Source organism: Pseudomonas sp. HY2-MNA-CIBAN-0224 (genome assembly GCF_040310285.1).
GTDB classification, from domain to species: Bacteria; Pseudomonadota; Gammaproteobacteria; order Pseudomonadales; family Pseudomonadaceae; genus Aquipseudomonas; species Aquipseudomonas helleri.
The window spans coordinates 54,628-78,667 of sequence record NZ_JBEOPQ010000002.1; the positions used below are offsets into that span (position 1 = coordinate 54,628).

Here is a 24,040-nt window from a genome sequence, read left to right on the forward strand (position 1 = left end):
GTGTGCGTAACTGTATTGAAACGTTTCTGACTTAAATTGCTGGCAATTCTATGGCTCCAGGAAGGTGCCCGCTGATGTTGCGCTTTAAGTCACTGATCCTGCTGTGTGTAATCACCCCCCTGGCCTTTGCCCGGCCTGCGGCGGATTTGCACATCCAGGGTTCTAACACCATCGGGGCCAATCTCGGCCCGGCATTGGTGACGGCCATGCTGATCGAGCAAGGTTTTCATGATGTTCACAGCATCCCGGTCATACCCCCCAACGAATACAGCATTGTTGCCACCAAAACCTTGGGCCAGCAGGTCCGTGTCGATGTGTCCGCACACGGCTCCGGCACCGGTTTTAGTGCGCTCAAGGCAGGGCAAGCCGACATGGTGGCCTCGTCGCGGCCGATCAAGGACCGCGAACTGGTCGAACTAGAGGCCCTCGGCGATCTGAAAAGCCCCGAGGCCGAGCAAGTCATCGCCATCGATGGCCTGGCAATTATTGTGCACCCGCATAACCCGCTGAAAAAACTCAACACCGAGCAACTGGCCAAAGTGTTCAACGGCGACATCACCACGTGGGAAGCGCTGGGCGGCGTGGGCGGTTCGATTAATTTGTATGTCCGGGATGATCAGTCCGGCACCTGGGATACCTTTAAAGAATTGGTCCTGAGCCGCGCCGGTCGGCCGCTGAGCAGCACGGCCCAGCGTTTCGAGTCCAGTGAAGCGCTGTCCGATGCGGTGAGCAAAGACCCCCACGCCATTGGCTTTATCGGCCTGCCCTACGTGCGCGAAGCGAAATCCCTGGCCATTGTGGATGGCGCGTCGCAGCCCATGCTGCCGCTCAACAGCTTGATCGCCAGCGAAGATTACCCCCTGTCGCGACGCCTGTTTTTTTACCTGCCGCCCACCACCCAAAACTCGCTGGCCAAGGCGCTGGTGGCGTTTACCCAAAGTGCCCAAGGCCAGGCCATCGTCGCGCAAAACGGTTTTATTGCCCAAACCGTGCAGGCCAGCCACGTGCAGCCCGGTGCCCACATGCCCGAGGAATACCTGGAACTGACCCGTGAGGCCCAGCGCCTGTCGGTCAATTTTCGCTTTGAAGAAGGCAGCGCCACCCTCGACAACAAGGCGCGTCAGGATCTGCTGCGCGTCGTCGACTATTTAAAAACCCACAACAAACTCAACAAACAAGTGACGCTGGTGGGGTTTGGGGACGCCAAGGATGACCCGGAACGCGCACAACTGTTGTCAAAGCTCAGGGCAATGACGGTGCGCCGCGAACTGGTCAAAAGTGGCTTGGTGCTGCGTGAGATTCGCGGCTGCGGTGCGCAAATGCCGGTGGCGGCCAACACCGAAGATGAAGGCCGCCTGAAGAATCGCCGGGTTGAAGTGTGGGTATATTAACCCGGTGATTGTGCGTACTTGTCCAACTCGAATTTGCCAACCGCCGCCCGGTGCACTTCATCCGGGCCGTCTGCCAAGCGCAAGGTACGCTGCATGGCGTACATATAAGCCAGCGGGAAATCCTGCGAAACCCCTGCCCCGCCATGAATCTGGATCGCCCGGTCGATCACCTTCAACGCGACGTTGGGGGCAATTACCTTGATTTGCGCGATCTCGCTTTTCGCGACCTTGTTACCCACGGTGTCCATCATGTACGCCGCTTTCAAGGTGAGCAGGCGCGCCATGTCGATTTCCATTCGCGAGTCAGCGATTTTGTCGATATTGCCACCCAAACGCGCCAGCGGTTTACCAAACGCCGTGCGTTGCAGCGAGCGCTGACACATCAGTTCCAGCGCTCGCTCGGCCATGCCGATTGAGCGCATACAGTGATGGATGCGGCCAGGGCCAAGGCGGCCCTGAGCAATTTCAAAACCCCGGCCTTCGCCCAGCAGGACGTTTTCGTACGGTACACGCACGTTCTCGAACAGCACCTCGGCGTGACCGTGGGGCGCATCGTCGTAACCGAACACCGGCAACGGGCGGACAATCTTCACGCCGGGGGTATCGACCGGGACCAGGATCATCGAGTGCTGTTGATGGCGGGCATTCTCAGGGTTGCTGAGGCCCATGAAGATCATGATTTTGCAGCGCGGATCGCAGGCCCCGGACGTCCACCATTTACGGCCATTGATTACCCACTCATCGCCGTCACGCACGGCACGGGCCTCCATGTTAGTGGCATCGGACGAGGCCACCTCCGGCTCGGTCATGGCGAACGCCGAGCGAATCTCGCCGCGCAATAGCGGCTCCAGCCATTGCTGTTTTTGCTGTGCATTGGCGTAACGTACCAGCACCTCCATGTTGCCGGTGTCCGGTGCAGAGCAGTTGAACGGCTCCGAGCCGAGCATCGACCGGCCCATGATCTCGGCCAAGGGCGCGTATTCCAGATTGGTCAGCCCGGCGCCGAGTTCCGACTCCGGCAAAAACAGGTTCCACAGGCCTTCTGCCTGGGCCTTGCGCTTGAGCTCTTCCATGATTGCCGTCGGCTGCCAGCGATCGCCTTGTGCCACCTGCTGATCGAAAATCGCCTCGGCCGGATAGACATAAGCCTCCATAAACGCCGTGACGCGTTCGCGCAAAGCCTGAACTTTCGGTGAGTATGCGAAATCCATGGGTGGCTACCTTTTACCGTGAATGTGTATAGACGTTGCCGTGATGCTAGATCAGCCCTCCTCCATTTGCGCTGTCTATTAACGACGTGTATTACCATTCATAAGCAATATATGATTCACCCCATCGCCTCCATCTTCAACAACAAGAGCCCAGTGCCATGAACCTGAGCAAGGTCGACCTCAATCTGTTCATCGTCTTCGATGCCATTTACACCGAAGCCAACCTGACCCGCGCCGGACAAATCATTGGCATCACCCAGCCTGCGGTGTCCAACGCGTTGGCCCGGCTGCGTGAAACCTTTAACGACCCGCTGTTTGTGCGCACGGCGCAAGGCATGGTGCCCACGCCCATGGCGCAGAACATCATCAGCCCGGTGCGCAGCGCATTGGCCCTGCTGCGGGTCTCGGTGCAAGAAAGCCGAACGTTTAACCCTCTGCAGGCCAACAAGACGTTCCGTATCAGCATGACCGACCTGACAGAAGCGGTGATTTTGCCGCCCTTGTTCCAGCGCTTGCGTCGACATGCCCCGGCCGTCGTAATCGAAAGCTTTTTAGCCCACCGCCGCGAGACCACCAGCGACCTGGCGGCAGGACGACTGGATTTCGCCGTCGATGCGCCGCTCAATACCGACGCTCAGGTGCGCCATATCAAGTTGATGGAAGATCGCTACGTGTGCGCCATGCGCCAAGGCCACCCGTTGGCGGGCAAGGCCAGTATCAGCCTCGACGAGTACCTGGCGCTCACCCATATCCATATCTCGACGCGCCGCAACGGCCTCGGCCAGGTGGACCTGGCACTGGGCAAAATCGGCCTGCAACGCAAAATCACCTTACGCTCCCAGCACTACTTGATGGCCTCCAATGTCTTGCAGCAAACCGACATGGTCATGACCGTGCCCGAGCGTTTTGCCCGTCGCCATGGCCTGCATTTTGTGCCGCTGCCCATCAGCGAATTGCCGAGCGTGGAAACACATTTGTACTGGCACGAAAGCACCGAGCAAGACCCCGCCAACCGCTGGATGCGTGAGCAGTTGATCGAGGTGTGCCAGCAGCAATTGGCACTGGAAAAGAAAGCCGAGGCGCAGCGCTTGCTTGACGTAAACGTCAACCAACCTTTAGCTTAACGGCATGATCCTTCCAGAGCCCGCCCATGAGCAGCCAGACGTACAGTATTTCCGACCTTGCCCGCGAACTTGATATCACCACCCGTGCCATTCGTTTTTACGAAGAACAAGGCATGCTCGCCCCCGAACGTCGCGGTCAGGAGCGGATCTATTCGGCGCGGGACAAAGTCAGCCTGAAGCTGATTTTGCGCGGCAAGCGCATCGGTTTTTCGCTGGCCGAATGTCGCGAGCTGATTGAGCTTTACGACCCTACCAGCGGCAACCAGAAACAGTTGAACAGCATGCTGGCCAAAATAGCCGAGCGCCGTGAACAGCTGGAGCAACAGTTGCTGGATATACAGCAGATGCAACTTGAACTGGATACGGCCGAAGAACGCTGTATCCAGGCGCTTGAACACACGATAAAAAGTCAGACGGCCTCCTAAAACATAACAACCCTGGTGATCCCCCCATGACATTTCCCACCCATGTGCGCCTGATTGAAGTCGGCCCGCGCGACGGTTTGCAAAATGAAGCCCAGCCCATCAGCGTGGCCGACAAGGTGCAGTTGGTGAACGCCCTGACCGACGCCGGGCTGGGCTATATCGAAGTCGGCAGTTTTGTGTCGCCTAAATGGGTGCCGCAAATGGCCGGTTCCGCCGAGGTCTTCGCGCAGATCCAGCACAAGCCGGGTGTGGTTTATGGGGCGTTGACGCCGAATATGCGCGGCTTCGAAGACGCCGTCGCCGCCGGGGTTAAAGAAGTGGCGGTGTTCGCCGCCGCCTCCGAAGCGTTTTCGCAGCGCAACATCAACTGCTCAATCAATGAAAGCCTGGAACGCTTTGTGCCCATCATGGAATCAGCCAGGCAACACGGCATCAGCGTGCGCGGCTATGTGTCTTGTGTGCTGGGCTGCCCGTACGAAGGCCAGGTGTCGGCGCAACAAGTTGCCGCCGTGGCCAAAGAGCTGTACGCCATGGGCTGTTACGAAGTGTCGCTGGGCGACACCATTGGCACCGGCACGCCTTCGGCAACCCGTGCCATGTTCGAAGCCGTCGGGGCTTATGTCCCCCGGGACAAACTCGCCGGGCATTTCCATGACACCTATGGCCAGGCCATGGTCAACATCTACGCCAGCTTGCTCGAAGGTATCAATGTGTTCGACAGCTCAGTAGCAGGCCTGGGCGGCTGCCCGTACGCCAAGGGCGCCAGCGGTAACGTGGCCACCGAAGACGTGCTGTACATGCTCAACGGCATGGGGATCGAAACCGGGGTCGACATGGACAAGCTGTTACTGGCAGGCCAGCACATCTGCAACGTGCTGGGGCGTGTTACCGGGTCACGGGTGGCCAAGGCGCGTCAGTGCTAAAAAGTGTGGCTGAGTGTTACCGCTCCCTCACACAAACGAGTAACACGGAAACAAACCGGCCCTGATCCAGGCCGGTTTTTTATTGCCTAAAATATAAGTTATTGATTTATAAGGATTTTTAAAAGTTGGCACGGCTCCTGCTATCTCTATGGCATAACAAGAATAAAAACCGCAGCAACATAATAAGAACAATACGAAACGACTCTGACATAACAAAAACAACACGGCAGAGACGCAGCTAACAGATTTTTTTGGAGAAGGTTTACTTTTCCGGGGAGCCAAGAACCACCTCGCAACCGGGCAGAGAACAATAAAACTACCTTCAGGTAGCACCCGTTCAGGTTGGATCACCGGTTTGATAGCCAGTGATAAAAGTGGATCAGCGCTCAAAAAAATACGTTTGCTCTTGATCCCGGATGGGGATCGCAAAAAAACGCAGCAAAGGGTGAGTTCCAAAAACAACAATAGACCACCCTTCAATAATAAAAAGAGCACGCAACGACACGTTAAAGGGGAGCCTAGGCTCCCCTTTGTGCTGTCTGGGGTTTGTGTTTCTGTGGGAGCGGGCTTGCTCGCGATTCAGCCAACGCGGTGTGCTTGTTGCACACAGCCGACCCATTCGCGAGCAAGCCCGCTCCCACGACAAACAGAGTTCCACATAAAACCAGCGGCCTAGACCTTTCTGATCTCCAAAATACTGATTTCGCGCATTTTGAATTTTTGGATCTTGCCGGTCACGGTCATCGGGAAGACGTCGACAAACTTGAAGTGTCGTGGCGTCTTGAAGTGGGCGATGCGCGACTTGCACCACGTTTGCAGCTCAAGTTCATTGGCACTGTGGCCAGGGTGAAATTTGATCCAGGCGACAATCTCTTCGCCGTATTTTTCATCCGGGATCCCGATAACCTGCACGTCCGCCACCGCAGGGTGGGTGAAAAAGAACTCTTCCAGCTCACGCGGGTAAATGTTCTCGCCGCCCCGAATAATCATGTCCTTGTTACGCCCGACAATGCGCACATAGCCCTGCTCATTCATCTCTGCCAGGTCACCGGTGTGCATCCAGCCTTCGCTGTCCAAGGCTTCGCGGGTCGCTTGCGGGTTGTTCCAGTAACCCAGCATCACGCTGTAACCACGGGTGCACAGTTCACCCACCTCACCGCGAGCGACGATATTGCCTTGCGCGTCGATCAGCTTGTTCTCCAGGTGCGGTTGAGTACGCCCTACGGTGGTCACGCGTAATTCCAGATCATCATCCGGCCCGGTCTGCATGGACACCGGGCTGGTTTCAGTCATGCCATAAGCAATTTGCACCTCACCCATGTGCATTTCGCTGATCACGCGGCGCATCACTTCTATCGGACAGGTGGCGCCGGCCATGATCCCGGTACGCAGGCTCGACACGTCAAAGCCGGCGCGCTCGGGGTGATCGAGCAAGGCAATAAACATGGTCGGCACCCCGTATAGCGCTGTAGCCCGCTCTTCGGCGATGGCTTGCAGGGTCAGCGTGGGGTCAAAGGCGTCGCCCGGGTAAATCATGGTGGTGCCGTGGGTTACGCACCCCAGGTTGCCCATCACCATGCCAAAGCAGTGATACAGCGGCACCGGAATCACCAGCCGGTCAGCGGCCGTCAGCCCCAGGCTTTCGCCAACCATGTAACCGTTGTTGAGAATATTGCGGTGGCTGAGCGTCGCACCTTTAGGAAAGCCCGTGGTGCCAGAGGTGTACTGAATGTTCACCGGCTGGTCGGGCTGAAGGCTGGCCTGTCGCACGTAGAGTTGCTGCACTGCAATGCCGCTGCCCAATGTGGCCAGTTGCGGCCAGGGCAAGAACCCTGCGGGCGGTTGTGCATCGAGGCTGATCACCCCGCGCAAGTCTTCAAAACGCTCGCTGTTGAGTTGCCCGGCCGCCTGCCCTTCCAGCTCAGGCAGCAACTCCTGGAGCATCGCGTGGTAGTTCGAGGTCTTGAACGTACTCGCGCTCACCAGCCACTGGCACTTTGATTGTTTGAGCACGTATTCAAGCTCAGACAAACGATAGGCCGGGTTGATGTTGACCAGAATCACGCCAATTTTGGCGCTGGCAAACTGGCAGATAAACCACTCGGCACAGTTAGGCGCCCACACGCCCAACCGGTCGCCCGCCTGCATGCCCAACGCCAGAAAGGCCCTGGCGTGAAGGTCAACGGCCTGAGCCAACTGCGCCCAGTTGTAACGCTGCTGCTGATGGCGCACCACCAACGCTTCACCGTCGGAGTAGCGGGCAGCGGTTTGATCGAACGCCTGACCGATGGTCATCGCCAGCAACGGCTTGTCCAGCGCGCCCTGGCTGTAACTGGGGACAGATTGCGGCTTCATGACAACTCCTCTTGTGATTGTTTTGGGAGCATGGGGAAGACGCGCACTCACGCATTCCCTCTGTGCAGAATAGCAATTACTCTGAACCAAGTTGACGTTAACGTAAAGGTCATTGACAGCATTCATTGCCAAGTTTACGTTAACGTAAAGCTTACCCATGGCGATGCTGTTAACGCCGTTTATAAGAACAATGACCAAGGTGCCCCATGAGCTACCCGACTTTGAACTTCGCCCTGGGCGAAACCATCGACATGCTGCGCGATCAGGTACAAGCCTTTGTGGCTGACGAGCTCAGCCCCCGCGCGGCGCAAATCGACAAAGACAACCTGTTCCCCGCCGACATGTGGCGCAAGTTCGGTGACATGGGCCTGCTGGGCATCACCGTGCCGGAAGAATACGGCGGCACTGGCCTGAGCTACCTGGCCCACGTGGTCGCCATGGAAGAAATCAGCCGCGGCTCGGCGTCTGTGGCCCTTTCGTACGGGGCGCACTCCAACCTGTGCGTCAACCAGATCAACCGCAACGGCAGCCATGCGCAAAAACTCAAATACCTGCCCAAGTTGATCAGCGGCGAACACATTGGCGCCCTGGCCATGAGCGAGCCCAATGCCGGGTCTGACGTGGTGTCGATGAAGCTGCGCGCCGACAAGCGCGGTGATCATTTCGTCCTTAACGGCAGCAAAACCTGGATCACCAACGGCCCGGACGCCAACACGTATGTGATCTACGCCAAAACCGACCTGGAAAAAGGCCCACACGGCATCAGCGCTTTTATTGTTGAGCGTGACTGGAAAGGCTTCAGCCGCAGCACCCATTTCGACAAGCTCGGCATGCGCGGTTCTAACACCTGCGAACTGTTTTTCGACGACGTTGAAGTCCCCGAAGAAAACCTCCTGGGCACCCTCAATGCTGGCGTCAAAGTGTTGATGAGTGGCCTCGATTACGAGCGCGTCGTGCTCTCAGGCGGCCCGACCGGGATCATGCAGGCGTGCATGGACCTGGTGGTGCCGTACATCCACGATCGCAAACAGTTTGGCCAGAGCATCGGCGAATTCCAGCTGATCCAGGGCAAGGTGGCCGACATGTACACCCAGCTCAATGCCAGCCGCGCTTACCTGTACGCGGTGGCGGCTGCCTGCGAACGCGGCGAAACCACGCGCAAGGACGCCGCCGGGGTGATCTTGTACAGCGCCGAGCGCGCCACGCAGATGGCCCTCGACGCGATCCAGATTCTGGGCGGTAACGGCTACATCAATGAATTCCCTGCCGGGCGCCTGCTGCGTGACGCCAAGCTCTATGAGATCGGCGCGGGCACCAGTGAAATCCGCCGTATGTTGATTGGTCGCGAACTGTTTAACGAAACCCGCTGAGGAGCGCACGTATGTCCATCTTGCATACGACCATCAACCCGCGCTCTGCGGAGTTCGCGACCAACCGCGAGGCCATGCTCAAACAGGTCGACGCTCTGCACGCGTTGCTTGACCAGGTGCAGCAAGGCGGCGGCGCCAAGGCCCAAGAGCGCCACACCTCACGTGGCAAGTTGCTGCCCCGTGAGCGGATTGACCGGTTGCTGGACACGGGCTCGGCCTTTCTGGAGCTCAGTCAGTTGGCTGCCTATGGCGTGTACGGCGAAGACGTTCCAGCCGCAGGAATCATCGCCGGTATCGGTAGGGTCGAAGGGGTTGAATGCATGATTGTGGCGAACGATGCCACGGTCAAAGGCGGTTCTTACTACCCGCTGACGGTAAAGAAGCACCTGCGCGCGCAGACGATTGCCGAACAAAACCGCTTGCCGTGCATTTATCTGGTGGACTCGGGCGGCGCCAACCTGCCGCGTCAGGATGAAGTGTTCCCGGATCGCGAGCACTTTGGCCGGATCTTCTTTAATCAGGCCAACATGAGCGCGGCCGGCATTCCGCAAATCGCTGTGGTAATGGGCTCGTGCACCGCAGGTGGCGCCTATGTCCCGGCCATGGCTGACGAAGCGATTATGGTGCGCCAGCAAGCGACGATTTTCCTGGCCGGGCCACCCCTGGTAAAAGCGGCCACCGGCGAAGTGGTCAGCGCTGAAGACCTGGGCGGTGCCGATGTGCACTGCAAGGTGTCCGGCGTTGCCGACCATTACGCTGACAGTGACGAGCATGCTCTGGCGCTGGCCCGCCGCAGTGTGGCCAACCTCAACTGGCGCAAGCTGGGCCAGTTGAACCACCGCAGCCCTTTGGCGCCGCTGTATCCCAAGGACGATCTGTACGGCATCGTCCCGGCCGATGCCAAACAGCCTTTTGATGTGCGCGAAGTCATTGCGCGGCTGGTGGACGGCTCGGTGTTCGATGAGTTCAAAGCGCTATTCGGCACCACGCTGGTCTGTGGTTTTGCCCATTTGCACGGCTACCCGGTAGCGATCCTGGCCAATAACGGCATCTTGTTTGCTGAAGCGGCACAAAAAGGCGCGCACTTTATTGAGTTGGCCTGCCAGCGCGGCATCCCGCTGGTGTTTTTGCAAAACATCACCGGTTTTATGGTCGGGCAAAAATACGAAGCGGGCGGTATCGCCAAGCACGGCGCCAAATTGGTAATGGCGGTGGCTTGCGCCAAAGTACCCAAGTTCACCGTGATCATCGGCGGCAGCTTTGGCGCCGGTAACTACGGCATGTGCGGGCGCGCCTACGACCCGCGCTTTTTGTGGATGTGGCCAAACGCCCGCATTGGCGTAATGGGCGCCGAGCAAGCCGCCGGGGTACTGGTGCAAGTCAAACGCGAGCAGGCGGAACGCAACGGGCTGGTGTTCAGCCGCGAAGAAGAAGCCGAGATCAAGCAGCCGATCCTCGATCAATACGAGCATCAGGGCCACCCCTACTACTCCAGTGCCCGGTTGTGGGATGACGGCGTGATTGACCCGGCGCAAACCCGCGAAGTGTTGGCGCTGGGATTGTCGGCAGCGTTGAACGCGCCCATCGAAGCCACGCGTTTCGGCGTGTTCCGCATGTAATGCGATTAAAGGACTGACGCACATGAACGACTTCAACACCCTTGAACTGCACACCGACCCTCGGGGTTTCGCCACCCTGTGGTTGAGTCGCGAGCAGAAGAACAACGCCTTTAACGCCGAGATGATCCAGGAACTGATCGTCGCGCTTGATAAGGTTCAGAGCGATGGCACGCTGCGCTTTCTGTTGCTGCGCGGACGCGGCAAGCATTTCAGCGCCGGGGCTGATCTGGCCTGGATGCAACAATCGGCCGAACTCGACTACAACACCAACCTGGATGACGCGCGCCACCTGGCCGAGTTGATGTACAACCTGGCCAAACTGAAAATCCCGACCCTGGCGGTGGTGCAAGGTGCCGCGTATGGCGGTGCTTTGGGCTTGATCAGCGCCTGCGACATGGCGATTGGTGCCGAGGATGCGCAGTTCTGCTTGTCTGAAGTGCGCATCGGCCTGGCCCCGGCCGTCATCAGCCCGTTTGTCGTGCAAGCGATTGGCGAACGCGCCGCCCGCCGGTTTGCCCTGACCGCCGAGCGCTTCAGCGGGCTGCGCGCCCGTGAACTGGGGCTGCTTGCAGAATGCTACCCGCAGGCCGAGCTGGAGCAGCAGATCGCCCATTGGACCGACAACCTGTTACTCAACAGCCCGCAGGCCATGCGCGCCTGCAAGGACTTGCTGCGCGAAGTCAGCCACGGCGCGCCGACGCCCGCCATTCGCCGCTACTGCGAAAACGCAATTGCCCGGATCCGGGTCAGCCCCGAAGGCCAGGAAGGCTTGCGGGCCTTTCTGCAAAAACGCACGCCCCGCTGGCAAACAGACACATCGACCCAGGAGCCGCGTTCATGAGCGCCCCTCTGATTACTTCGTTACTGGTCGCCAACCGCGGCGAGATCGCCTGCCGGGTCATGCGCACCGCCAAGGCGCTGGGCCTCACCACAGTCGCCGTGCACAGCAGCACTGACCGCGATGCGCGGCATTGTCGCGAAGCAGATATCTGCGTGGATCTGGGTGGCAGCAAGGCCGCCGACAGCTACCTGAAAATCGACAAGATCATTGCCGCCGCCCAGGCCAGCGGTGCGCAAGCGATACATCCGGGGTATGGCTTTTTGTCCGAGAACGCGGGCTTTGCCCGTGCGATTGAAGCCGCTGGGCTGATTTTTCTCGGGCCGCCCGCCTCGGCCATTGATGCCATGGGCAGCAAGTCCGCCGCCAAAGCCTTGATGGAAACAGCCGGAGTGCCATTGGTGCCGGGCTATCACGGCGAAGCGCAAGACCTGGAAACCTTCCGCGTTGCCGCCGAGCGTATCGGCTACCCGGTACTGCTAAAAGCCACGGCGGGTGGCGGTGGCAAGGGCATGAAAGTGGTCGAGGACGTCAGCCAACTGGCCGACGCCCTGGCTTCTGCTCAGCGTGAAGCACTGTCTTCGTTTGGCGATGCGCGGATGCTGGTCGAGAAATATGTACTCAAACCCCGGCACGTCGAGATCCAGGTGTTTGCCGACCAGCACGGCAACTGCCTGTACCTCAACGAACGCGACTGCTCGATTCAACGCCGCCACCAGAAAGTCGTTGAAGAAGCCCCCGCGCCCGGCCTCAGCGCAGAGCAACGCCGCGCCATGGGCGAGTCTGCGGTTCGCGCCGCACAGGCCATCGGCTACGTCGGTGCAGGTACCGTGGAGTTCTTGCTCGATGCCCGCGGCGAATTCTTCTTTATGGAGATGAATACTCGCCTGCAAGTCGAACACCCGGTGACTGAGGCCATCACCGGCCTGGACCTGGTGGACTGGCAAATCCGTGTGGCACGCGGCGAAGCCTTGCCGATCACCCAGGCGCAAGTGCCGTTACGCGGGCACGCGATTGAAGTGCGTTTGTATGCTGAAGACCCGAGCAATGACTTCCTCCCGCAAACCGGTCGCCTCCAGGTGTACCGCGAGTCAGCAGCCGGGACGGGACGCCGGGTAGACAGCGGTGTCAGCGAAGGCGATGAAGTGTCACCGTTTTATGACCCGATGCTCGGCAAGCTGATTGCCTGGGGCGAAGACCGTGAACAAGCCCGCTTGCGCTTGCTGGCGATGCTCGATGAGTTCGCCATTGGTGGCTTGAAAACCAACCTGAGCTTCCTGCGCCGCATCATCGGCCATCCCGCCTTTGCCGCAGCCGAACTGGACACCGGGTTTATCCCGCGGTATCAGGCACAACTGCTGCCGCCTGCCCAACCGTTGCCAGAGGCCTTTTGGCAGGCCGCCGCTCAAGCATTCCAGCAAAGCCTGGCCCCTGAGCCACGCAACGATGACCCGACCTCACCCTGGGCCCTGCACACGGGCTTTCGCAGCGGCCTGCCGGCCAAAACCCTGCTGGTCTTGAGCGCCGGTGATGAGCGCCACGTGGTCAGCCTCGGCGAACCCAAGGCCACCTTGCACAACGAACAGTTGGTGATCGAACACGACGGGATACGCCGTCAACACCTGGCCATTCGTCACGGCGACACGCTGTACATGCGCTGGCAAGGCGAAGTCCACAGCGTCAGCCTCTACGACCCTATTGCCGCCGTCAGCGCCAGCCACGGCCAGCAAGGCGGCCTGACCGCGCCCATGAACGGCAGCGTGGTTCGCGTGCTGGTAGAAGCGGGCCAATCGGTCGAAGCCGGCGCACAACTCGTTGTGCTCGAAGCGATGAAGATGGAGCACAGCCTGCGCGCCCCCCAGGCGGGCGTCATCAAGGCGTTGTTCTGCGAGGAAGGGGAAATGGTCAGCGAGGGAACCGCACTGATCGAAATGGAATAAAAAAAGCGGATACCGGCAACGGTATCCGCTTTTTTCCGGGCCTGTGCCGGGTGTTATTCAAAATTTGGTGCTGGCCTGCACCACCACCCCGATAATCGAGCAACGCTCATCAAACAACACTTTCGGGTAAGTCGGGTTCAGCGGCTTGAGGTAAAGCTGGCCGCTTTCTTCGCTGAGCTGCCTGAACGTCGCCTCGGTCAACTCAGGCGTACGGGCAATCACCATTTTGCCGGGTTCTGCCTCAATATCCGGATCCACCAGAATCATCATGCCTTGCGGAACACTGACGCCCATTGGGGCTGTCATCGCATCCCCCATCACTTGCAACCAGAATGCCGCCCCTTTGGCGTAATGGTCGCTGACCTCAAAACGGATGCCCGGCTGATAACCCGGCAGCACTTTCTCGTTAATCTGGCCTGCCGTCGCCCAGTCACTGACGGGATAACGGAATGCAGACGTTATGTCGTAGGTGGGTTCGTCAACGCTCGGGTCATTCGCTGCCTCATTGCGTCCACGAATCACCAACGCGACTTCCAGGTGCTCCAGCCCCAAGGCGTGCAGCACTTTGTTCATCGTGAGCAGGTCGGGCTGACGGCGTTTATTGAGCCAATGCCCAACGCCCCCTTGGGAAGCGCCAACGCGTTCGGCGAGTTTCTCTTGCGTGAGTTTTTGCTCGCGCAATTTGGTTCTGACTAAAGCGATCCATTTATCCATTGGCCGAACAATACGGATTGAATTCCGAGCAACAATACACATTCCGTATTATTTAAACCAATAGTCAAAATACTTATTGTACTAATCTGACTCCGGCTGATCCGATTAATCTCAGAAACGCAGGTAAATCATGACTTCCATAACAAAAATTACGCCGGAAACTGAGCTCGATATTGAGCTTGAAGCGCTAAAAGACGACGCCGCCACCCAGCGCGCACTCGACTATTATTTGAAACCAGCTGTTTCCCAGCCGCCTCAAGAGAAGAAAGTGTTCGTTGTGAGCGATGACGTGAGCCAGGAAGAAGCCATGGTCACTGCCTGCGAATACTTGCGATGCGGGGTGAGCATGGTGCATAGCGCAGCAGACACCCATCAGGGTGCGCATCGCGATCAGTTTCTGGCACTGGCATTTTTTATCGAGTCAGCCAAGCAGCTCCTGGACAAGGCTCTGGATGTGCAAAAACTGACCAACCGATAGCTAAAACAGCCCAGAAGATGCCCGGCCGCTTGATTGAAAAACCAGCGGGCTAGAGCCTTTGCAGGAGAGAGGGAAAATAAATGTCGAAAAAGTGAGGAAAAACGTTTGACTTGCAAATGATAATGATTACTATTGCAAGCAACTGGTCGCGAGATCAGTCGATAATTCAAATGACCTTAGGTCGGTCTTCGAATTATCTCCTCATCAGGCTAATCACGGTTATTTGACCCGGCTTATGGCCGGGTCTTTTTTTGCGGCCAGTTATCTGGCTCAGCGTGCTTCAGGCTAATGAAGTCTTGTGTGCGGCCGGTTTTTTTCGGTGACCGCTACGATGCCGGCGATGATAGCAAAAGAATATTGATCAGCGGAAGCTTATTACCCGAGACCTTAGCCGTAATAGCGATTTTGAACTTGAGAATCACTCTCAAAAACGCTATTCTCGCGCGGCGTCAAGGATGACGCCCCCCCCCGTTGTCCTCTCCCCCCCTTTCCAAAATTGCGTATTGGCCCATTGCGGTTGCAAGGTAAAGTAGCGACCACAATTATCTGATTCCAGGATGTGGACGATGACCGTGGCGCCCTCTGCACTTCATATCACCAGTGACTTTGACAGTGGCAACATCCAGGTGCTGGATGCCAGCAATCCGCTGCATGTGCGGCTGGCGATAAAACCCGACACCCGGAGCGCACATTTCCAGTGGTTTCATTTCAAAGTCGATGGCCTGCAAATCGGCCAGACACACCGTTTTGAATTAGGCAACGCCAGCCAGTCTTCCTACAACAAAGCCTGGGATGGCTATCAAGCGGTGGCGTCCTACGATCAAGAGAGCTGGTTTCGCGTCCCGACTGAGTTCGACGGCACTGCGCTGACCTTCAGCCTGAAAGCAGAGCAACCACAGGTCTGGTTTGCTTACTTCGAACCCTACAGCCGTGCACGCCACGACGAGTTGATCAAAAACGCGTTGCAGTGGTCCGGCTGTGAGGTACTGGCCATCGGCAAAAGCGTCGAAGGACGCGATATACCGCTATTGCGCAAAGGCACCGGCGGTCCCCACAAGCGCAAGATCTGGATCATTGCCCAGCAACACCCCGGCGAGCACATGGCCGAGTGGTTTATGCAGGGCATTCTTGAACGGCTTGAACAGGGCAGCGACCCACAGCTACGAAAGTTGCTGGACTTTGCCGATTTGTACCTGATCCCGAACATGAACCCGGACGGCGCGTTTCACGGTCACTTGCGCACCAATGCCAATGGCCAGGATTTAAACCGCGCCTGGCAACATACCGAGCGCGATGTCAGCCCTGAAGTATTCTTCGCCCTGGAGCAGATGCAGCACTACGGTGTCGACCTGTTTCTGGACATTCACGGCGACGAAGAAATCCCCTACGTATTCACCGCAGGGTGTGAAGGCAACCCTGACTACACCAAACGCCTGGCAGACCTTGAAGAGCGCTTTCGCAGCCACCTGAGCAAGCTGACGCCAGACTTCCAGACCGAGCATGGCTACACCCGTGACGAGCCCGGCCAAGCCAATATGACCCTGGCCTGCAACAGCGTGGGTCAACGTTTTGACTGTCTGTCGCTGACCCTTGAGATGCCTTTCAAGGACAACAACAATGCACCGGACCCGATCACCGGCTGGTCTGGCAAGCGCTCCATGCAATTGGGCAAGAGCGTGCTGAGCACCTTGTCAGATATGGTTCGCGAGCTGCGTTGAGCCACTTTTTCTTTTACGTGCACGAGTACACACCGCCTGCTTATGGATACCCTCGCTAAACTGCGCGCCGGCCAATTGGTCGGTCTTAAACGTCTGGATCTGTCGTGCGGGCTGACTGAATTCCCACCCGAAATTTTCCAGTTGGCTGACACCCTGGAGATCCTCAATCTGAGTGGCAACGCCCTCAGCCGCTTGCCCGAGGACCTGCACCGCCTGAGCCATCTGCGCATTCTGTTCTGCTCGGACAACCAGTTCACCGAACTGCCTGCCTGCCTGGGGCAATGCACGAAACTGAACATGATCGGCTTCAAGGCTAATCAAATCGAGCACGTCCCTGGCGCAGCATTGCCGCCGTTATTGCGTTGGCTGATCCTCACGGATAACCGCATCCAGCAGTTGCCCGACGAACTGGGCCAGCGGCCCTTGCTGCAAAAGCTGATGTTGGCCGGCAACCGCCTGCAAACGTTACCGGCCAGCCTGGCCCGGTGCGAGCGTCTGGAGCTGATCCGTCTGGCAGCCAACCAGTTCACCGAACTGCCTGAGACCGTGCTGGCCTTGCCGGGCTTGAGCTGGCTGGCCTACGCCGGGAATCCGTTGCGTGAAGACGCCAGCGCCCTGCGAGAAGCCGACAACACTCCTGACATCGAGTGGTCGCACCTTGAGCTGGGGCAAAAACTGGGCGAAGGCGCGTCGGGGATTATTCACCAGGCGCAATGGAACGCTCCTGACCAAGTGGCACACGCGGTTGCGGTCAAGCTGTACAAAGGCAGCATGACCAGCGATGGTTCGCCGCTCAATGAAATGAATGCCTGCATTGCCGCCGGCCAGCATCCCAACCTGATCAAGGTTCTGGGCCGCGTGACGGGGCACCCCGAGCAAACCGCTGGCCTGGTCATGGAACTGATCGACCCGTCGTTCATGAACCTGGCCGCCCTGCCCAGCTTCGACACCTGCAGTCGCGACGTCTATGCCCCCGCCACCCGCTTCACCTACGACAGCGCCTTGCGTATTGCCCGCGGTATCGCCTCGGCAGCAGATCACTTGCATGCGCAAGGCATCTGTCATGGCGATTTATACGCGCACAATATTTTGTACAGCCACGAAGGTGACTGCCTGCTCGGCGACTTTGGTGCGGCGTGTTTTCACGCCCTCGACAACAGCCCGCAGAGCCGTGCCCTGCAACGCATTGAAGTCCGTGCATTCGGGATTTTGCTGGGGGAATTGCTGGAGCGGATCGACTCAGACATGAGCGATCAACAACACGCGAAGTGGAAGGATCTGCAGCAGCGGTGCACTCAACCTGACGTAATGGCCCGTCCGGATTTCGCTGCCATCAGCCAGGCATTGGCCTGAAGCCCCCCCCTCCTGTAGGAGCGAGCTTGCCTCGCGATCTTTTGATGATTTAAAAGATCGCGAGCCGAGCGCAACCGGGCTTTATGCCAAGGCTACGAACAGGTCCTGCACGTCGTCCTGCTCTTCAAGCTTGGCCAGGAACTCCTGGACTTCAGCCATTTGCTCCTCAGTCAGGCTGGTCACCGGGTTCTTCGCTTGGTAACCCAACTTGGCCGACAACACCGTAAAACCCTGCTCAGGCAGTGCCTTCTGCACCGCATCCAGGTCAGTGGTTTCAGTGATGAACAAGGTGGTGCCTTCTTCTTCGCCTTCTTCAAAATCCTGGGCGCCAGCTTCGATAGCCGCCATCTCAGGATCAGCATCGGCTGTGTCCGGCTTGGCTTCGATCAGGCCTACATGGTTAAAGTCCCATGCCACCGAACCCGAAGCGCCCAACTGGCCCTTACGGAATGCCACACGAATTTCAGCAACAGTACGGTTAACGTTGTCAGTCAGGCACTCAACAATCAACGGCACTTGATGCGGGGCGAAACCTTCGTAGGTCACACGGGAGTATTGCACCGCTTCAGTACCGATACCGGCACCTTTGTTGATGGCACGCTTGATGGTGTCAGCGGGCATCGAGGCTTTTTTGGCCTGCTCATAGACCAGCCGCAAATGCGAATTCATGTCCGGGTCAGCACCGTTACGGGCTGCTACTGTCAGCTCCTTGGCCAACTTGCCGAAAATCTTGCCGCGGCTGTTTGCGGCTTCCGCTTTGTGTTTAACCTTCCACTGTGCGCCCATTACTCATCTCTCAATCGGGTGTGTCGCGGCGGCTTGGCCGTCGAATGGAGGCAAGTTTATACGGCTGAAAGTCGTCAATCGACCAAAAAATCCAATTTACGCTGCAAGCTCCATAAACGCTTTGATCAGCCGCAGCTCGGCGCGGCGCTCCATGCAGCCCAACATATGGCGGTTGATCAGCCCTGCACCGTTGATCGGAACAGCCCCTACCCGCGGGTCATGGCTGACTTCTGCCGACGACACAATGCCTATTCCCAATTGCGCCGCCACCGCCTCGGTCACGGCTTCACGACTGTCCAGTTCCAGCAACACCCGCGGATTGACGCCCGCACGGTCGCAGGCCTGATCAAAGGTGCGTCGGGTAATCGAACTCGGCTCGCGCAACACCATGATGACCTGATCCAGTTGCGCAATATCCACACCCTGGGTCAGCCCCAGCCACGGGTGACTGGCCGGCACCAAGGCGCAAATCCGCGATTCATGCAGGGCCCGCAAAGTCAGCCCTTTGCGCGGTTCGACCTCGGTGAGCACTGCCACATCAACGTGCTCTGACAACAGCGCGTTCAAGGTTTCCTGGGCATTGCCTAGGCGCAAGTTGACGGTAATCCCCGGATACCGCGCACGCAGGCTCGCCAGCATCGGCATCACCATGTGCGGCCCGTCGGCGGCCACCTCCAGTCGCCCGGTCAGAAGCTCGCGATTAGCCTCCAGCAGCACCTGCGCCTCATCGACCAAGCCAAACATGGCGCGGGTGATGGCCGCCAGCCGGGAGCCCTCCTCCGTTAGCTCCACACGCCGTGCCGTGCGTCGCAGCAAGGTGATTTGGTAGTGCTCCTCCAGCGCCTTGATATGCCCGGTGACCGCTGGCTGGCTGATAAACAGACGCGCAGCAGCCCTTGTAAAGCTGCCTTCACGGGCCACTGCATCAAACGCACGAAGCTGGAATAAATTCATAGGTATAAGTCTGGCCGATAGCTGAGATAACAATAAACAATTTGATTGATAGAAACGCAAACTGCAACGTATGCCCTGTAATCAATTGCCATCCCAAGTGTGTGAGGAAACCAGAATGACCCCTGCTGCGCCGATCCTGCTGACCCCGGGCCCATTGACGACCTCGCTGCGCACACGTCAGGCCATGCTGGTCGACTGGGGTTCATGGGATGACCGCTTCAACCAGTTGACGGCCAGCTTGTGCGAACAATTGCTGGCGATCATCAACGGCAGCGAGACCCACCACTGCGTACCGTTGCAGGGCAGCGGCACGTTCGCGGTCGAAGCGGCGATGGGTACCCTGGTGCCCCGCGACGGCCATGTCCTGGTACTGATCAATGGCGCATACGGCAAGCGTTTGGCAAAAATCTGCGAAGTCATCGGCCGCCGCTTCAGCACCTTTGAAACCGCCGAAGACCAACCGACCACCGCCGCCGATGTTGAGCGCCTGCTCAAGGCCGATTTGAGTATCAGCCACGTCGCCTTGATTCACTGTGAAACCAGCACCGGGATCCTCAACCCGCTGTCAGACATAGCGGCGGTCATCGCCCGCCACGGTAAACGCCTTATCATCGACGCCATGAGTTCCTTCGGGGCCCTGCCTATCGACGCACAGGAGATCGCCTTCGATGCGTTGATCGCAGCCTCCGGCAAATGCCTGGAAGGCGTACCGGGCATGGGCTTTGTCTTCGCCCGCAAAGAAGCACTGGCCAACGCTGCCGGCAACGCTCATTCGTTGGCAATGGACCTGCAAGACCAGCACGCCTACATGGCCAAGACCGGACAATGGCGCTTCACCCCGCCCACCCACGTCGTCGCCGCGTTACACGAAGCCTTGTTGCAATACAACGAAGAAGGCGGCTTGCCAGCACGGCACAAACGCTACGCCAACAACTGCCAGACACTGCTCGACGGCATGGCCCGGCTTGGGTTGCGCAGCTTTCTGCCCGCAGCGATTCAGGCGCCGATCATCGTGACCTTCCATGCCCCCAAAGACCCGCGCTATGACTTCAAAACGTTCTACGAACGGGTCAAGGCTAAGGGTTTCATCCTGTATCCCGGCAAATTGACCCAAGTCGAAACGTTCCGCGTCGGCTGTATCGGGCACGTCAGTTCCATCGATATGCACGCAGCGGTCACTGCCATCGCCCAAGCGCTGGGCGAAATGGAAGTACTGGACATTTAAGACCGCTCCGACCTGATAACCCCCCGTTTATTTCGTGCAGCCAAGGCTGCTCATACAGGATTTACAGACATGAACTACACCAACCCAAGCAAACTTCAGGCAGCGATTCTCGACTGGGCCGGCACCGTGGTCGACTTTGGCTCCTTCGCCCCGACTCAGATTTTTGTCGAAGCCTTTGCCGAGTTCGACGTGCAGGTGTCGATCGAGGAAGCACGCGGCCCGATGGGCATGGGCAAGTGGGACCACATTCGTACCCTGTGCGATCAACCCCAGATCAGTGAGCGCTACAAAAAAGTTTTTGGCCGCACACCGAGCGACGACGATGTCACGGCTATTTACCAACGCTTTATGCCGCTGCAAATCGAAAAAATCGCCGAGCACTCGGCGCTGATCCCCGGCGCACTGGAAACCATCGCCCAGTTGCGTGGGCAAGGGATCAAAATCGGTTCATGTTCAGGGTATCCGGCGCAAGTGATGGCCAAGGTCGTTGAACTGGCGGCCACCCGCGGTTACACCGCCGATCACGTCGTGGCTACTGACCAAGTGCCTAACGGCCGCCCGTGGCCTGCCCAGGCTTTGGCCAACGTGATAGCGCTGGGTATTGATGATGTGGGCGCTTGCGTAAAAGTCGACGACACCGTGCCGGGTATTCTTGAAGGCCGCCGTGCGGGCATGTGGACAGTGGCGTTGGTGTGTTCCGGTAACGCGCTGGGCCTGACGTACGAGCAATACCGTGCACTGGACGCAACCGCCCTGACCTCGGAACGCACACGTATTCACAGCCTGTTTGAAGGGTCGCGTCCGCATTACTTGATCGACACCCTCAGCGATTTGCCCGAGGTGATTGCCGATATCAACAAACGCTTGGCGAACGGCGAAATGCCGCAAAGCAGTTAAGTGATGGCCAACAGACGACTGCGCCCGGTGCAGTCGTCTGCCGTGCAGGCCTTGATCTGCGATCAGTCTTTTTTCAATTGCTCAACCCACTGACTGTAGGCATCGATAAAGGCTTGCAGGAATGGTCGGGTTTTTTCTGACAGCTTGCCTGACTCATCAAAGATGCTACCGGCCCCGCCCAGGTAGGCTTCTGGCTGTTGCAAGCAAGGAACATTCAGAAAGACCAGCGATTGACGCAAGTGATGGTTGGCGCCAAAACCTCCGATGGCTCCCGGCGACACGCTGATGATTGCGCCCGGCTTAGCACCCCAGACACTTTGACCGTAAGGGCGAGAACCCACGTCGAGGGCGTTTTTCAGGGCGGCCGGAACCGAGCGATTGTATTCAGGGGTGACAAACAGCACAGCATCGGCGGCGCGTACTTGATCACGGAAAGCGCTGTAGGCCGCAGGTGGCGTGGCGGTATCAATGTCCTCGTTGTACAGCGCCAGGTCACCGATCTCGATAATGTTCAGCTTCAAATTGGCCGGCGCCAGCTCTGCCAGTGCATGAGCCACTTTCCGATTAAGCGAATCCTTCCTCAAACTACCGACTAGCACTGCTACGTTGTAGACCTTGCTCATAGAAAACTCCGAGTCTGTGGCTGTAGGAAGATTAGTTATAGATGATCGGGCGGTTTTCTTGCAGTTCGATTTACCTTATCGGCGGCCAAGCCTGTAAAGTAGCCGGACTATTTTTTCCAAGTCGTTAAACTTCCCCTACTGATCAACGGTCTACAGAGCCGCAAATTGGGTGTTTATCTCCAGAGGTTCTCTACAAATGGCTGCAGTTTTAGTTGGGCAATTTCATGCAAGAGACGCGGAAGGCCGTGTCTATTCGGTGCATGAGTTTGAAACAGTGGTAGAGGGTCACCCTGTGGTCACCTACAAGCTGGCTATTGGAGATCGCGTTACCAAGCTTAGTGACAACCAGTTCGAACTGATCCAGTCGAAAGTGCAGTTAACGCGTGATTCGCAAACCGCCGTGGCGACAAAGCCTGAAGCCGTTGTAACGCCTGAGTAACCCTCAGCCACCGGGATAACGCTGAAGTCACAGGATGAGACTGGGGTCAGGCCAGGCTAACGCGCCACCTGACCCGCTGAATACGGACTTCACGCATGCGTTTACGCCACATCGAAGTGATCCAGGCGATCTTGCAGACCGGCAACCTCGACCATGCGGCTGAATGGTTGCAACTGCCTGTATCCACGCTGAGCGCGACACTTCATGAAGCCGAGCAACAGCTCGGCTTCATGCTGTTTGCCAGCGTACGCGGACGCCTGCAAGCCACTCGCGAAACCCTCCTGCTGCAACCACTGGTGAATCAGTTGTACCTGGATGCAGACCCGCTTCGCCGACTTGGCGACGCCTTGCGCCAGCATCAGGAACCGACCTTGCGCGTGGCCTGTAGCGAAACTTTGGCGCAGCCCTTGCTGCCGCACAGCATTGCGACGTTGAGACGACGCTTCCCCGACACGCCCACGACCCTGAGCAGCCAGTGCTTTTCTGAAATAGTACGCCGTGTGCTAATGGATGAATGCGACGTCGGCCTGGCTCTGCAACCGGCCGAGCAGCCGGGCGTTGATAGCCAGAAGTTGGCCCAGGGAAAAGTCCAATTGCTCGCGCCTCACGGCTGGCTTGGCCCGAAGCAAAAGTACATCGCCCTGCAAGATCTGGCCGGCCAAGCCATGATTGGCCTGCGTCAGCACAACCCGCTGAGCCGAATGCTCGACAGCAAGCTGCACACACTTCGGCCAGCGCCGGTGGTGCACATTGACGTACACAGTTATCAGATGATGCGCAGCATGGTTGAAGCAGGGGAAGGCCTGGCGCTGGTGGATCCGTTTACCGCCATTGGCGCCAAAAACAGCGGGCTGGACGTGTGCCCGTTATCACCCGCAGTTCCCGTGACCCTGTATGCCCTTACCCGCAAATGCTCAGAGCCGGGCGCAGCGCTTAAAGCGCTGCTTGAGATTGTGCGTGAACGGGCCGAGGTCTTGCTGTCAGACCAGGGCGCCGTCACCCTTTAACACGACCTTTAGTTTCTTACCTACAAAGATGGCAGCCTGCGGTAGCCGCTAAACCCGGCTTTCAAACAGCAGATACCAAAAAATCGCCACTTCGCAGGTTTGCGGATCGATGCCGCGATAGCGCAAGTAATCAATACCGCCCACCTGATACCCGCAACGCTCATACAAGCGGCAGGCACCGATGTTGTTGTTTTGGGTTTCGAGCATGATGCCCTGCAGTTTTTTCTTGTGGCTCCAGAACTTGACCACATCGAGCAATGACTTGGCCACGCCATGACGGCGCGCGCAGGCAGCAACGGCCAGTTCATCGACATGGGCAAAGCCATTCCAGTTTGTACTGACGACCACATGCCCCACCGGCTGATCATCCAGATAAGCCATGAAAATCGCGCTGTCCGGCGCCCCGATGAAACTGGCAAATTCATCCGGGTCTATGCCGTAACACTTGCGATAGGGCGTGATCATATCCAGAGGCCAGTGCTCGACCTTCTTGTGACGGTCAGCACGGGCATAGGCGTTTACTTCAAAACTAAAATCATTGCCCCATACATAAGGCGCAAACCCTTCATCCGCCAATCGAACCGAAACCACGGGGTCATTGGGGTTTAAAACCAGGTGCATGAAAAATCCCTCTTTCTTGCGGTGAAATA

General features: G+C 58.0%; 22 protein-coding genes. 15 read left to right on the top strand and 7 right to left on the bottom strand.

Annotation, left to right across the window (positions count from 1 at the left end):
* Positions 1-74 precede the first annotated feature (74 nt).
* Positions 75-1,391: a substrate-binding domain-containing protein gene (locus AAEZ03_RS02145; RefSeq protein ID WP_350575640.1), complete on the top strand. Its 1,317-nt coding sequence runs from the start codon at positions 75-77 to the stop codon at positions 1,389-1,391.
* On the opposite strand, the gene AAEZ03_RS02150 is transcribed toward AAEZ03_RS02145, so the two are convergent.
* Positions 1,388-2,602, bottom strand: a complete 1,215-nt coding sequence (locus tag AAEZ03_RS02150; RefSeq protein WP_350575642.1) for an acyl-CoA dehydrogenase — start codon at positions 2,600-2,602, stop codon at positions 1,388-1,390. The genes AAEZ03_RS02145 and AAEZ03_RS02150 overlap by 4 nt on opposite strands.
* A 158-nt stretch (positions 2,603-2,760) precedes the next feature.
* Between AAEZ03_RS02150 and AAEZ03_RS02155 the strand changes: the two genes are divergently transcribed.
* Genes AAEZ03_RS02155 through AAEZ03_RS02165 form a run of 3 tightly spaced genes read left to right on the top strand, consistent with a single transcriptional unit; the run spans position 2,761 to position 5,074 of the window.
* On the top strand, positions 2,761-3,726 hold the full coding sequence (locus tag AAEZ03_RS02155; RefSeq protein WP_048387343.1) for a LysR family transcriptional regulator: 966 nt from the start codon (positions 2,761-2,763) through the stop codon (positions 3,724-3,726).
* A gap of 26 nt (positions 3,727-3,752) precedes the next feature.
* A complete protein-coding gene (locus tag AAEZ03_RS02160) occupies positions 3,753-4,151 on the top strand; it encodes a MerR family transcriptional regulator (RefSeq protein WP_048373101.1) in 399 nt (132 codons plus the stop codon).
* A gap of 26 nt (positions 4,152-4,177) precedes the next feature.
* The gene (locus AAEZ03_RS02165; protein WP_123750102.1) at positions 4,178-5,074 is read left to right on the top strand and encodes a hydroxymethylglutaryl-CoA lyase; all 897 of its coding nucleotides are present in this window, start codon (positions 4,178-4,180) and stop codon (positions 5,072-5,074) included.
* 672 nt (positions 5,075-5,746) lie between these two features.
* On the opposite strand, the gene AAEZ03_RS02170 is transcribed toward AAEZ03_RS02165, so the two are convergent.
* Positions 5,747-7,429, bottom strand: a complete 1,683-nt coding sequence (locus AAEZ03_RS02170; protein ID WP_350575647.1) for an AMP-binding protein — start codon at positions 7,427-7,429, stop codon at positions 5,747-5,749.
* A 206-nt stretch (positions 7,430-7,635) separates the two neighbouring features.
* Here AAEZ03_RS02170 and AAEZ03_RS02175 point away from each other — a divergent pair, with 206 nt between their 5' ends.
* From AAEZ03_RS02175 to AAEZ03_RS02190, 4 genes are read left to right on the top strand one after another with little or no spacing between them, the layout of a single operon-like run.
* Entirely contained in the window at positions 7,636-8,799 is a 1,164-nt protein-coding gene (locus AAEZ03_RS02175; protein ID WP_048373095.1) for an isovaleryl-CoA dehydrogenase, read from the top strand.
* Positions 8,800-8,810: 11 nt separating this feature from the next.
* Complete coding sequence (locus AAEZ03_RS02180) at positions 8,811-10,418, top strand: carboxyl transferase domain-containing protein (RefSeq protein WP_350575651.1); 1,608 nt, start codon at positions 8,811-8,813, stop codon at positions 10,416-10,418.
* 22 nt (positions 10,419-10,440) lie between these two features.
* Positions 10,441-11,259, top strand: a complete 819-nt coding sequence (locus AAEZ03_RS02185; protein WP_350575654.1) for a gamma-carboxygeranoyl-CoA hydratase — start codon at positions 10,441-10,443, stop codon at positions 11,257-11,259.
* Positions 11,256-13,196, top strand: a complete 1,941-nt coding sequence (locus AAEZ03_RS02190) for an acetyl-CoA carboxylase biotin carboxylase subunit (RefSeq protein WP_350575656.1) — start codon at positions 11,256-11,258, stop codon at positions 13,194-13,196. Before AAEZ03_RS02185 ends, AAEZ03_RS02190 begins: the two co-directional genes overlap by 4 nt.
* Before the next feature lie 57 nt (positions 13,197-13,253).
* Here the strand turns inward: AAEZ03_RS02190 and AAEZ03_RS02195 are convergent, their stop codons facing one another.
* Entirely contained in the window at positions 13,254-13,910 is a 657-nt protein-coding gene (locus AAEZ03_RS02195; protein WP_048373087.1) for a LexA family protein, read from the bottom strand.
* A 130-nt stretch (positions 13,911-14,040) separates the two neighbouring features.
* On the opposite strand from AAEZ03_RS02195, the gene AAEZ03_RS02200 reads away from it, so the two are divergent.
* From AAEZ03_RS02200 to AAEZ03_RS02210, 3 genes are all read left to right on the top strand, one after another.
* Entirely contained in the window at positions 14,041-14,388 is a 348-nt protein-coding gene (locus tag AAEZ03_RS02200) for a DUF6124 family protein (RefSeq protein ID WP_048373084.1), read from the top strand.
* A gap of 566 nt (positions 14,389-14,954) precedes the next feature.
* Entirely contained in the window at positions 14,955-16,106 is a 1,152-nt protein-coding gene (locus AAEZ03_RS02205; RefSeq protein WP_278940031.1) for a M14 family metallopeptidase, read from the top strand.
* 42 nt (positions 16,107-16,148) lie between these two features.
* A complete protein-coding gene (locus AAEZ03_RS02210) occupies positions 16,149-17,459 on the top strand; it encodes a protein kinase (RefSeq protein WP_350575660.1) in 1,311 nt (436 codons plus the stop codon).
* An 81-nt stretch (positions 17,460-17,540) separates the two neighbouring features.
* On the opposite strand, the gene AAEZ03_RS02215 is transcribed toward AAEZ03_RS02210, so the two are convergent.
* Complete coding sequence (locus AAEZ03_RS02215; protein WP_350575663.1) at positions 17,541-18,245, bottom strand: YebC/PmpR family DNA-binding transcriptional regulator; 705 nt, start codon at positions 18,243-18,245, stop codon at positions 17,541-17,543.
* Positions 18,246-18,341: 96 nt separating this feature from the next.
* Positions 18,342-19,199, bottom strand: coding sequence for a LysR substrate-binding domain-containing protein (locus AAEZ03_RS02220; protein WP_350575666.1), 858 nt, complete (start codon positions 19,197-19,199; stop codon positions 18,342-18,344).
* Between the two features lie 115 nt (positions 19,200-19,314).
* On the opposite strand from AAEZ03_RS02220, the gene AAEZ03_RS02225 reads away from it, so the two are divergent.
* Together AAEZ03_RS02225 and phnX are read left to right on the top strand one after the other, a co-directional pair.
* Complete coding sequence (locus AAEZ03_RS02225) at positions 19,315-20,424, top strand: 2-aminoethylphosphonate--pyruvate transaminase (RefSeq protein WP_350575669.1); 1,110 nt, start codon at positions 19,315-19,317, stop codon at positions 20,422-20,424.
* Positions 20,425-20,493: 69 nt separating this feature from the next.
* A complete protein-coding gene (gene phnX, locus AAEZ03_RS02230; RefSeq protein ID WP_350575672.1) occupies positions 20,494-21,321 on the top strand; it encodes a phosphonoacetaldehyde hydrolase in 828 nt (275 codons plus the stop codon).
* A 62-nt stretch (positions 21,322-21,383) separates the two neighbouring features.
* Here the strand turns inward: phnX and AAEZ03_RS02235 are convergent, their stop codons facing one another.
* Complete coding sequence (locus AAEZ03_RS02235; protein ID WP_273220388.1) at positions 21,384-21,944, bottom strand: NADPH-dependent FMN reductase; 561 nt, start codon at positions 21,942-21,944, stop codon at positions 21,384-21,386.
* A gap of 196 nt (positions 21,945-22,140) precedes the next feature.
* Between AAEZ03_RS02235 and AAEZ03_RS02240 the strand changes: the two genes are divergently transcribed.
* Together AAEZ03_RS02240 and AAEZ03_RS02245 are read left to right on the top strand one after the other, a co-directional pair.
* Entirely contained in the window at positions 22,141-22,383 is a 243-nt protein-coding gene (locus tag AAEZ03_RS02240) for a hypothetical protein (protein WP_278940039.1), read from the top strand.
* 95 nt (positions 22,384-22,478) lie between these two features.
* Positions 22,479-23,390 carry a LysR family transcriptional regulator gene (locus AAEZ03_RS02245; protein WP_350575676.1) on the top strand — a complete coding sequence of 304 codons (912 nt, stop codon included), beginning with the start codon at positions 22,479-22,481 and terminating at the stop codon, positions 23,388-23,390.
* A gap of 48 nt (positions 23,391-23,438) precedes the next feature.
* Here AAEZ03_RS02245 and AAEZ03_RS02250 read toward each other — a convergent pair whose 3' ends face one another.
* A complete protein-coding gene (locus AAEZ03_RS02250) occupies positions 23,439-24,011 on the bottom strand; it encodes a GNAT family N-acetyltransferase (protein WP_153333583.1) in 573 nt (190 codons plus the stop codon).
* Positions 24,012-24,040: the final 29 nt, after the last annotated feature.

What these genes read in the sequence shown, in the direction of transcription:
- AAEZ03_RS02225 (WP_350575669.1), top strand. Translation starts at nt 19,315, where the DNA reads ATGACCCCTGCTGCGCCGATCCTGCTGACCCCGGGCCCATTGACGACC.
- AAEZ03_RS02195 (WP_048373087.1), bottom strand. Translation starts at nt 13,910, where the DNA reads ATGGATAAATGGATCGCTTTAGTCAGAACCAAATTGCGCGAGCAAAAA.
- AAEZ03_RS02210 (WP_350575660.1), top strand. Translation starts at nt 16,149, where the DNA reads ATGGATACCCTCGCTAAACTGCGCGCCGGCCAATTGGTCGGTCTTAAA.
- AAEZ03_RS02170 (WP_350575647.1), bottom strand. Translation starts at nt 7,429, where the DNA reads ATGAAGCCGCAATCTGTCCCCAGTTACAGCCAGGGCGCGCTGGACAAG.
- AAEZ03_RS02165 (WP_123750102.1), top strand. Translation starts at nt 4,178, where the DNA reads ATGACATTTCCCACCCATGTGCGCCTGATTGAAGTCGGCCCGCGCGAC.
- AAEZ03_RS02245 (WP_350575676.1), top strand. Translation starts at nt 22,479, where the DNA reads ATGCGTTTACGCCACATCGAAGTGATCCAGGCGATCTTGCAGACCGGC.
- AAEZ03_RS02220 (WP_350575666.1), bottom strand. Translation starts at nt 19,199, where the DNA reads ATGAATTTATTCCAGCTTCGTGCGTTTGATGCAGTGGCCCGTGAAGGC.
- AAEZ03_RS02185 (WP_350575654.1), top strand. Translation starts at nt 10,441, where the DNA reads ATGAACGACTTCAACACCCTTGAACTGCACACCGACCCTCGGGGTTTC.
- AAEZ03_RS02205 (WP_278940031.1), top strand. Translation starts at nt 14,955, where the DNA reads ATGACCGTGGCGCCCTCTGCACTTCATATCACCAGTGACTTTGACAGT.
- AAEZ03_RS02150 (WP_350575642.1), bottom strand. Translation starts at nt 2,602, where the DNA reads ATGGATTTCGCATACTCACCGAAAGTTCAGGCTTTGCGCGAACGCGTC.
- AAEZ03_RS02180 (WP_350575651.1), top strand. Translation starts at nt 8,811, where the DNA reads ATGTCCATCTTGCATACGACCATCAACCCGCGCTCTGCGGAGTTCGCG.
- AAEZ03_RS02155 (WP_048387343.1), top strand. Translation starts at nt 2,761, where the DNA reads ATGAACCTGAGCAAGGTCGACCTCAATCTGTTCATCGTCTTCGATGCC.
- AAEZ03_RS02160 (WP_048373101.1), top strand. Translation starts at nt 3,753, where the DNA reads ATGAGCAGCCAGACGTACAGTATTTCCGACCTTGCCCGCGAACTTGAT.
- phnX (WP_350575672.1), top strand. Translation starts at nt 20,494, where the DNA reads ATGAACTACACCAACCCAAGCAAACTTCAGGCAGCGATTCTCGACTGG.
- AAEZ03_RS02190 (WP_350575656.1), top strand. Translation starts at nt 11,256, where the DNA reads ATGAGCGCCCCTCTGATTACTTCGTTACTGGTCGCCAACCGCGGCGAG.
- AAEZ03_RS02240 (WP_278940039.1), top strand. Translation starts at nt 22,141, where the DNA reads ATGGCTGCAGTTTTAGTTGGGCAATTTCATGCAAGAGACGCGGAAGGC.
- AAEZ03_RS02175 (WP_048373095.1), top strand. Translation starts at nt 7,636, where the DNA reads ATGAGCTACCCGACTTTGAACTTCGCCCTGGGCGAAACCATCGACATG.
- AAEZ03_RS02215 (WP_350575663.1), bottom strand. Translation starts at nt 18,245, where the DNA reads ATGGGCGCACAGTGGAAGGTTAAACACAAAGCGGAAGCCGCAAACAGC.
- AAEZ03_RS02250 (WP_153333583.1), bottom strand. Translation starts at nt 24,011, where the DNA reads ATGCACCTGGTTTTAAACCCCAATGACCCCGTGGTTTCGGTTCGATTG.
- AAEZ03_RS02235 (WP_273220388.1), bottom strand. Translation starts at nt 21,944, where the DNA reads ATGAGCAAGGTCTACAACGTAGCAGTGCTAGTCGGTAGTTTGAGGAAG.
- AAEZ03_RS02200 (WP_048373084.1), top strand. Translation starts at nt 14,041, where the DNA reads ATGACTTCCATAACAAAAATTACGCCGGAAACTGAGCTCGATATTGAG.
- AAEZ03_RS02145 (WP_350575640.1), top strand. Translation starts at nt 75, where the DNA reads ATGTTGCGCTTTAAGTCACTGATCCTGCTGTGTGTAATCACCCCCCTG.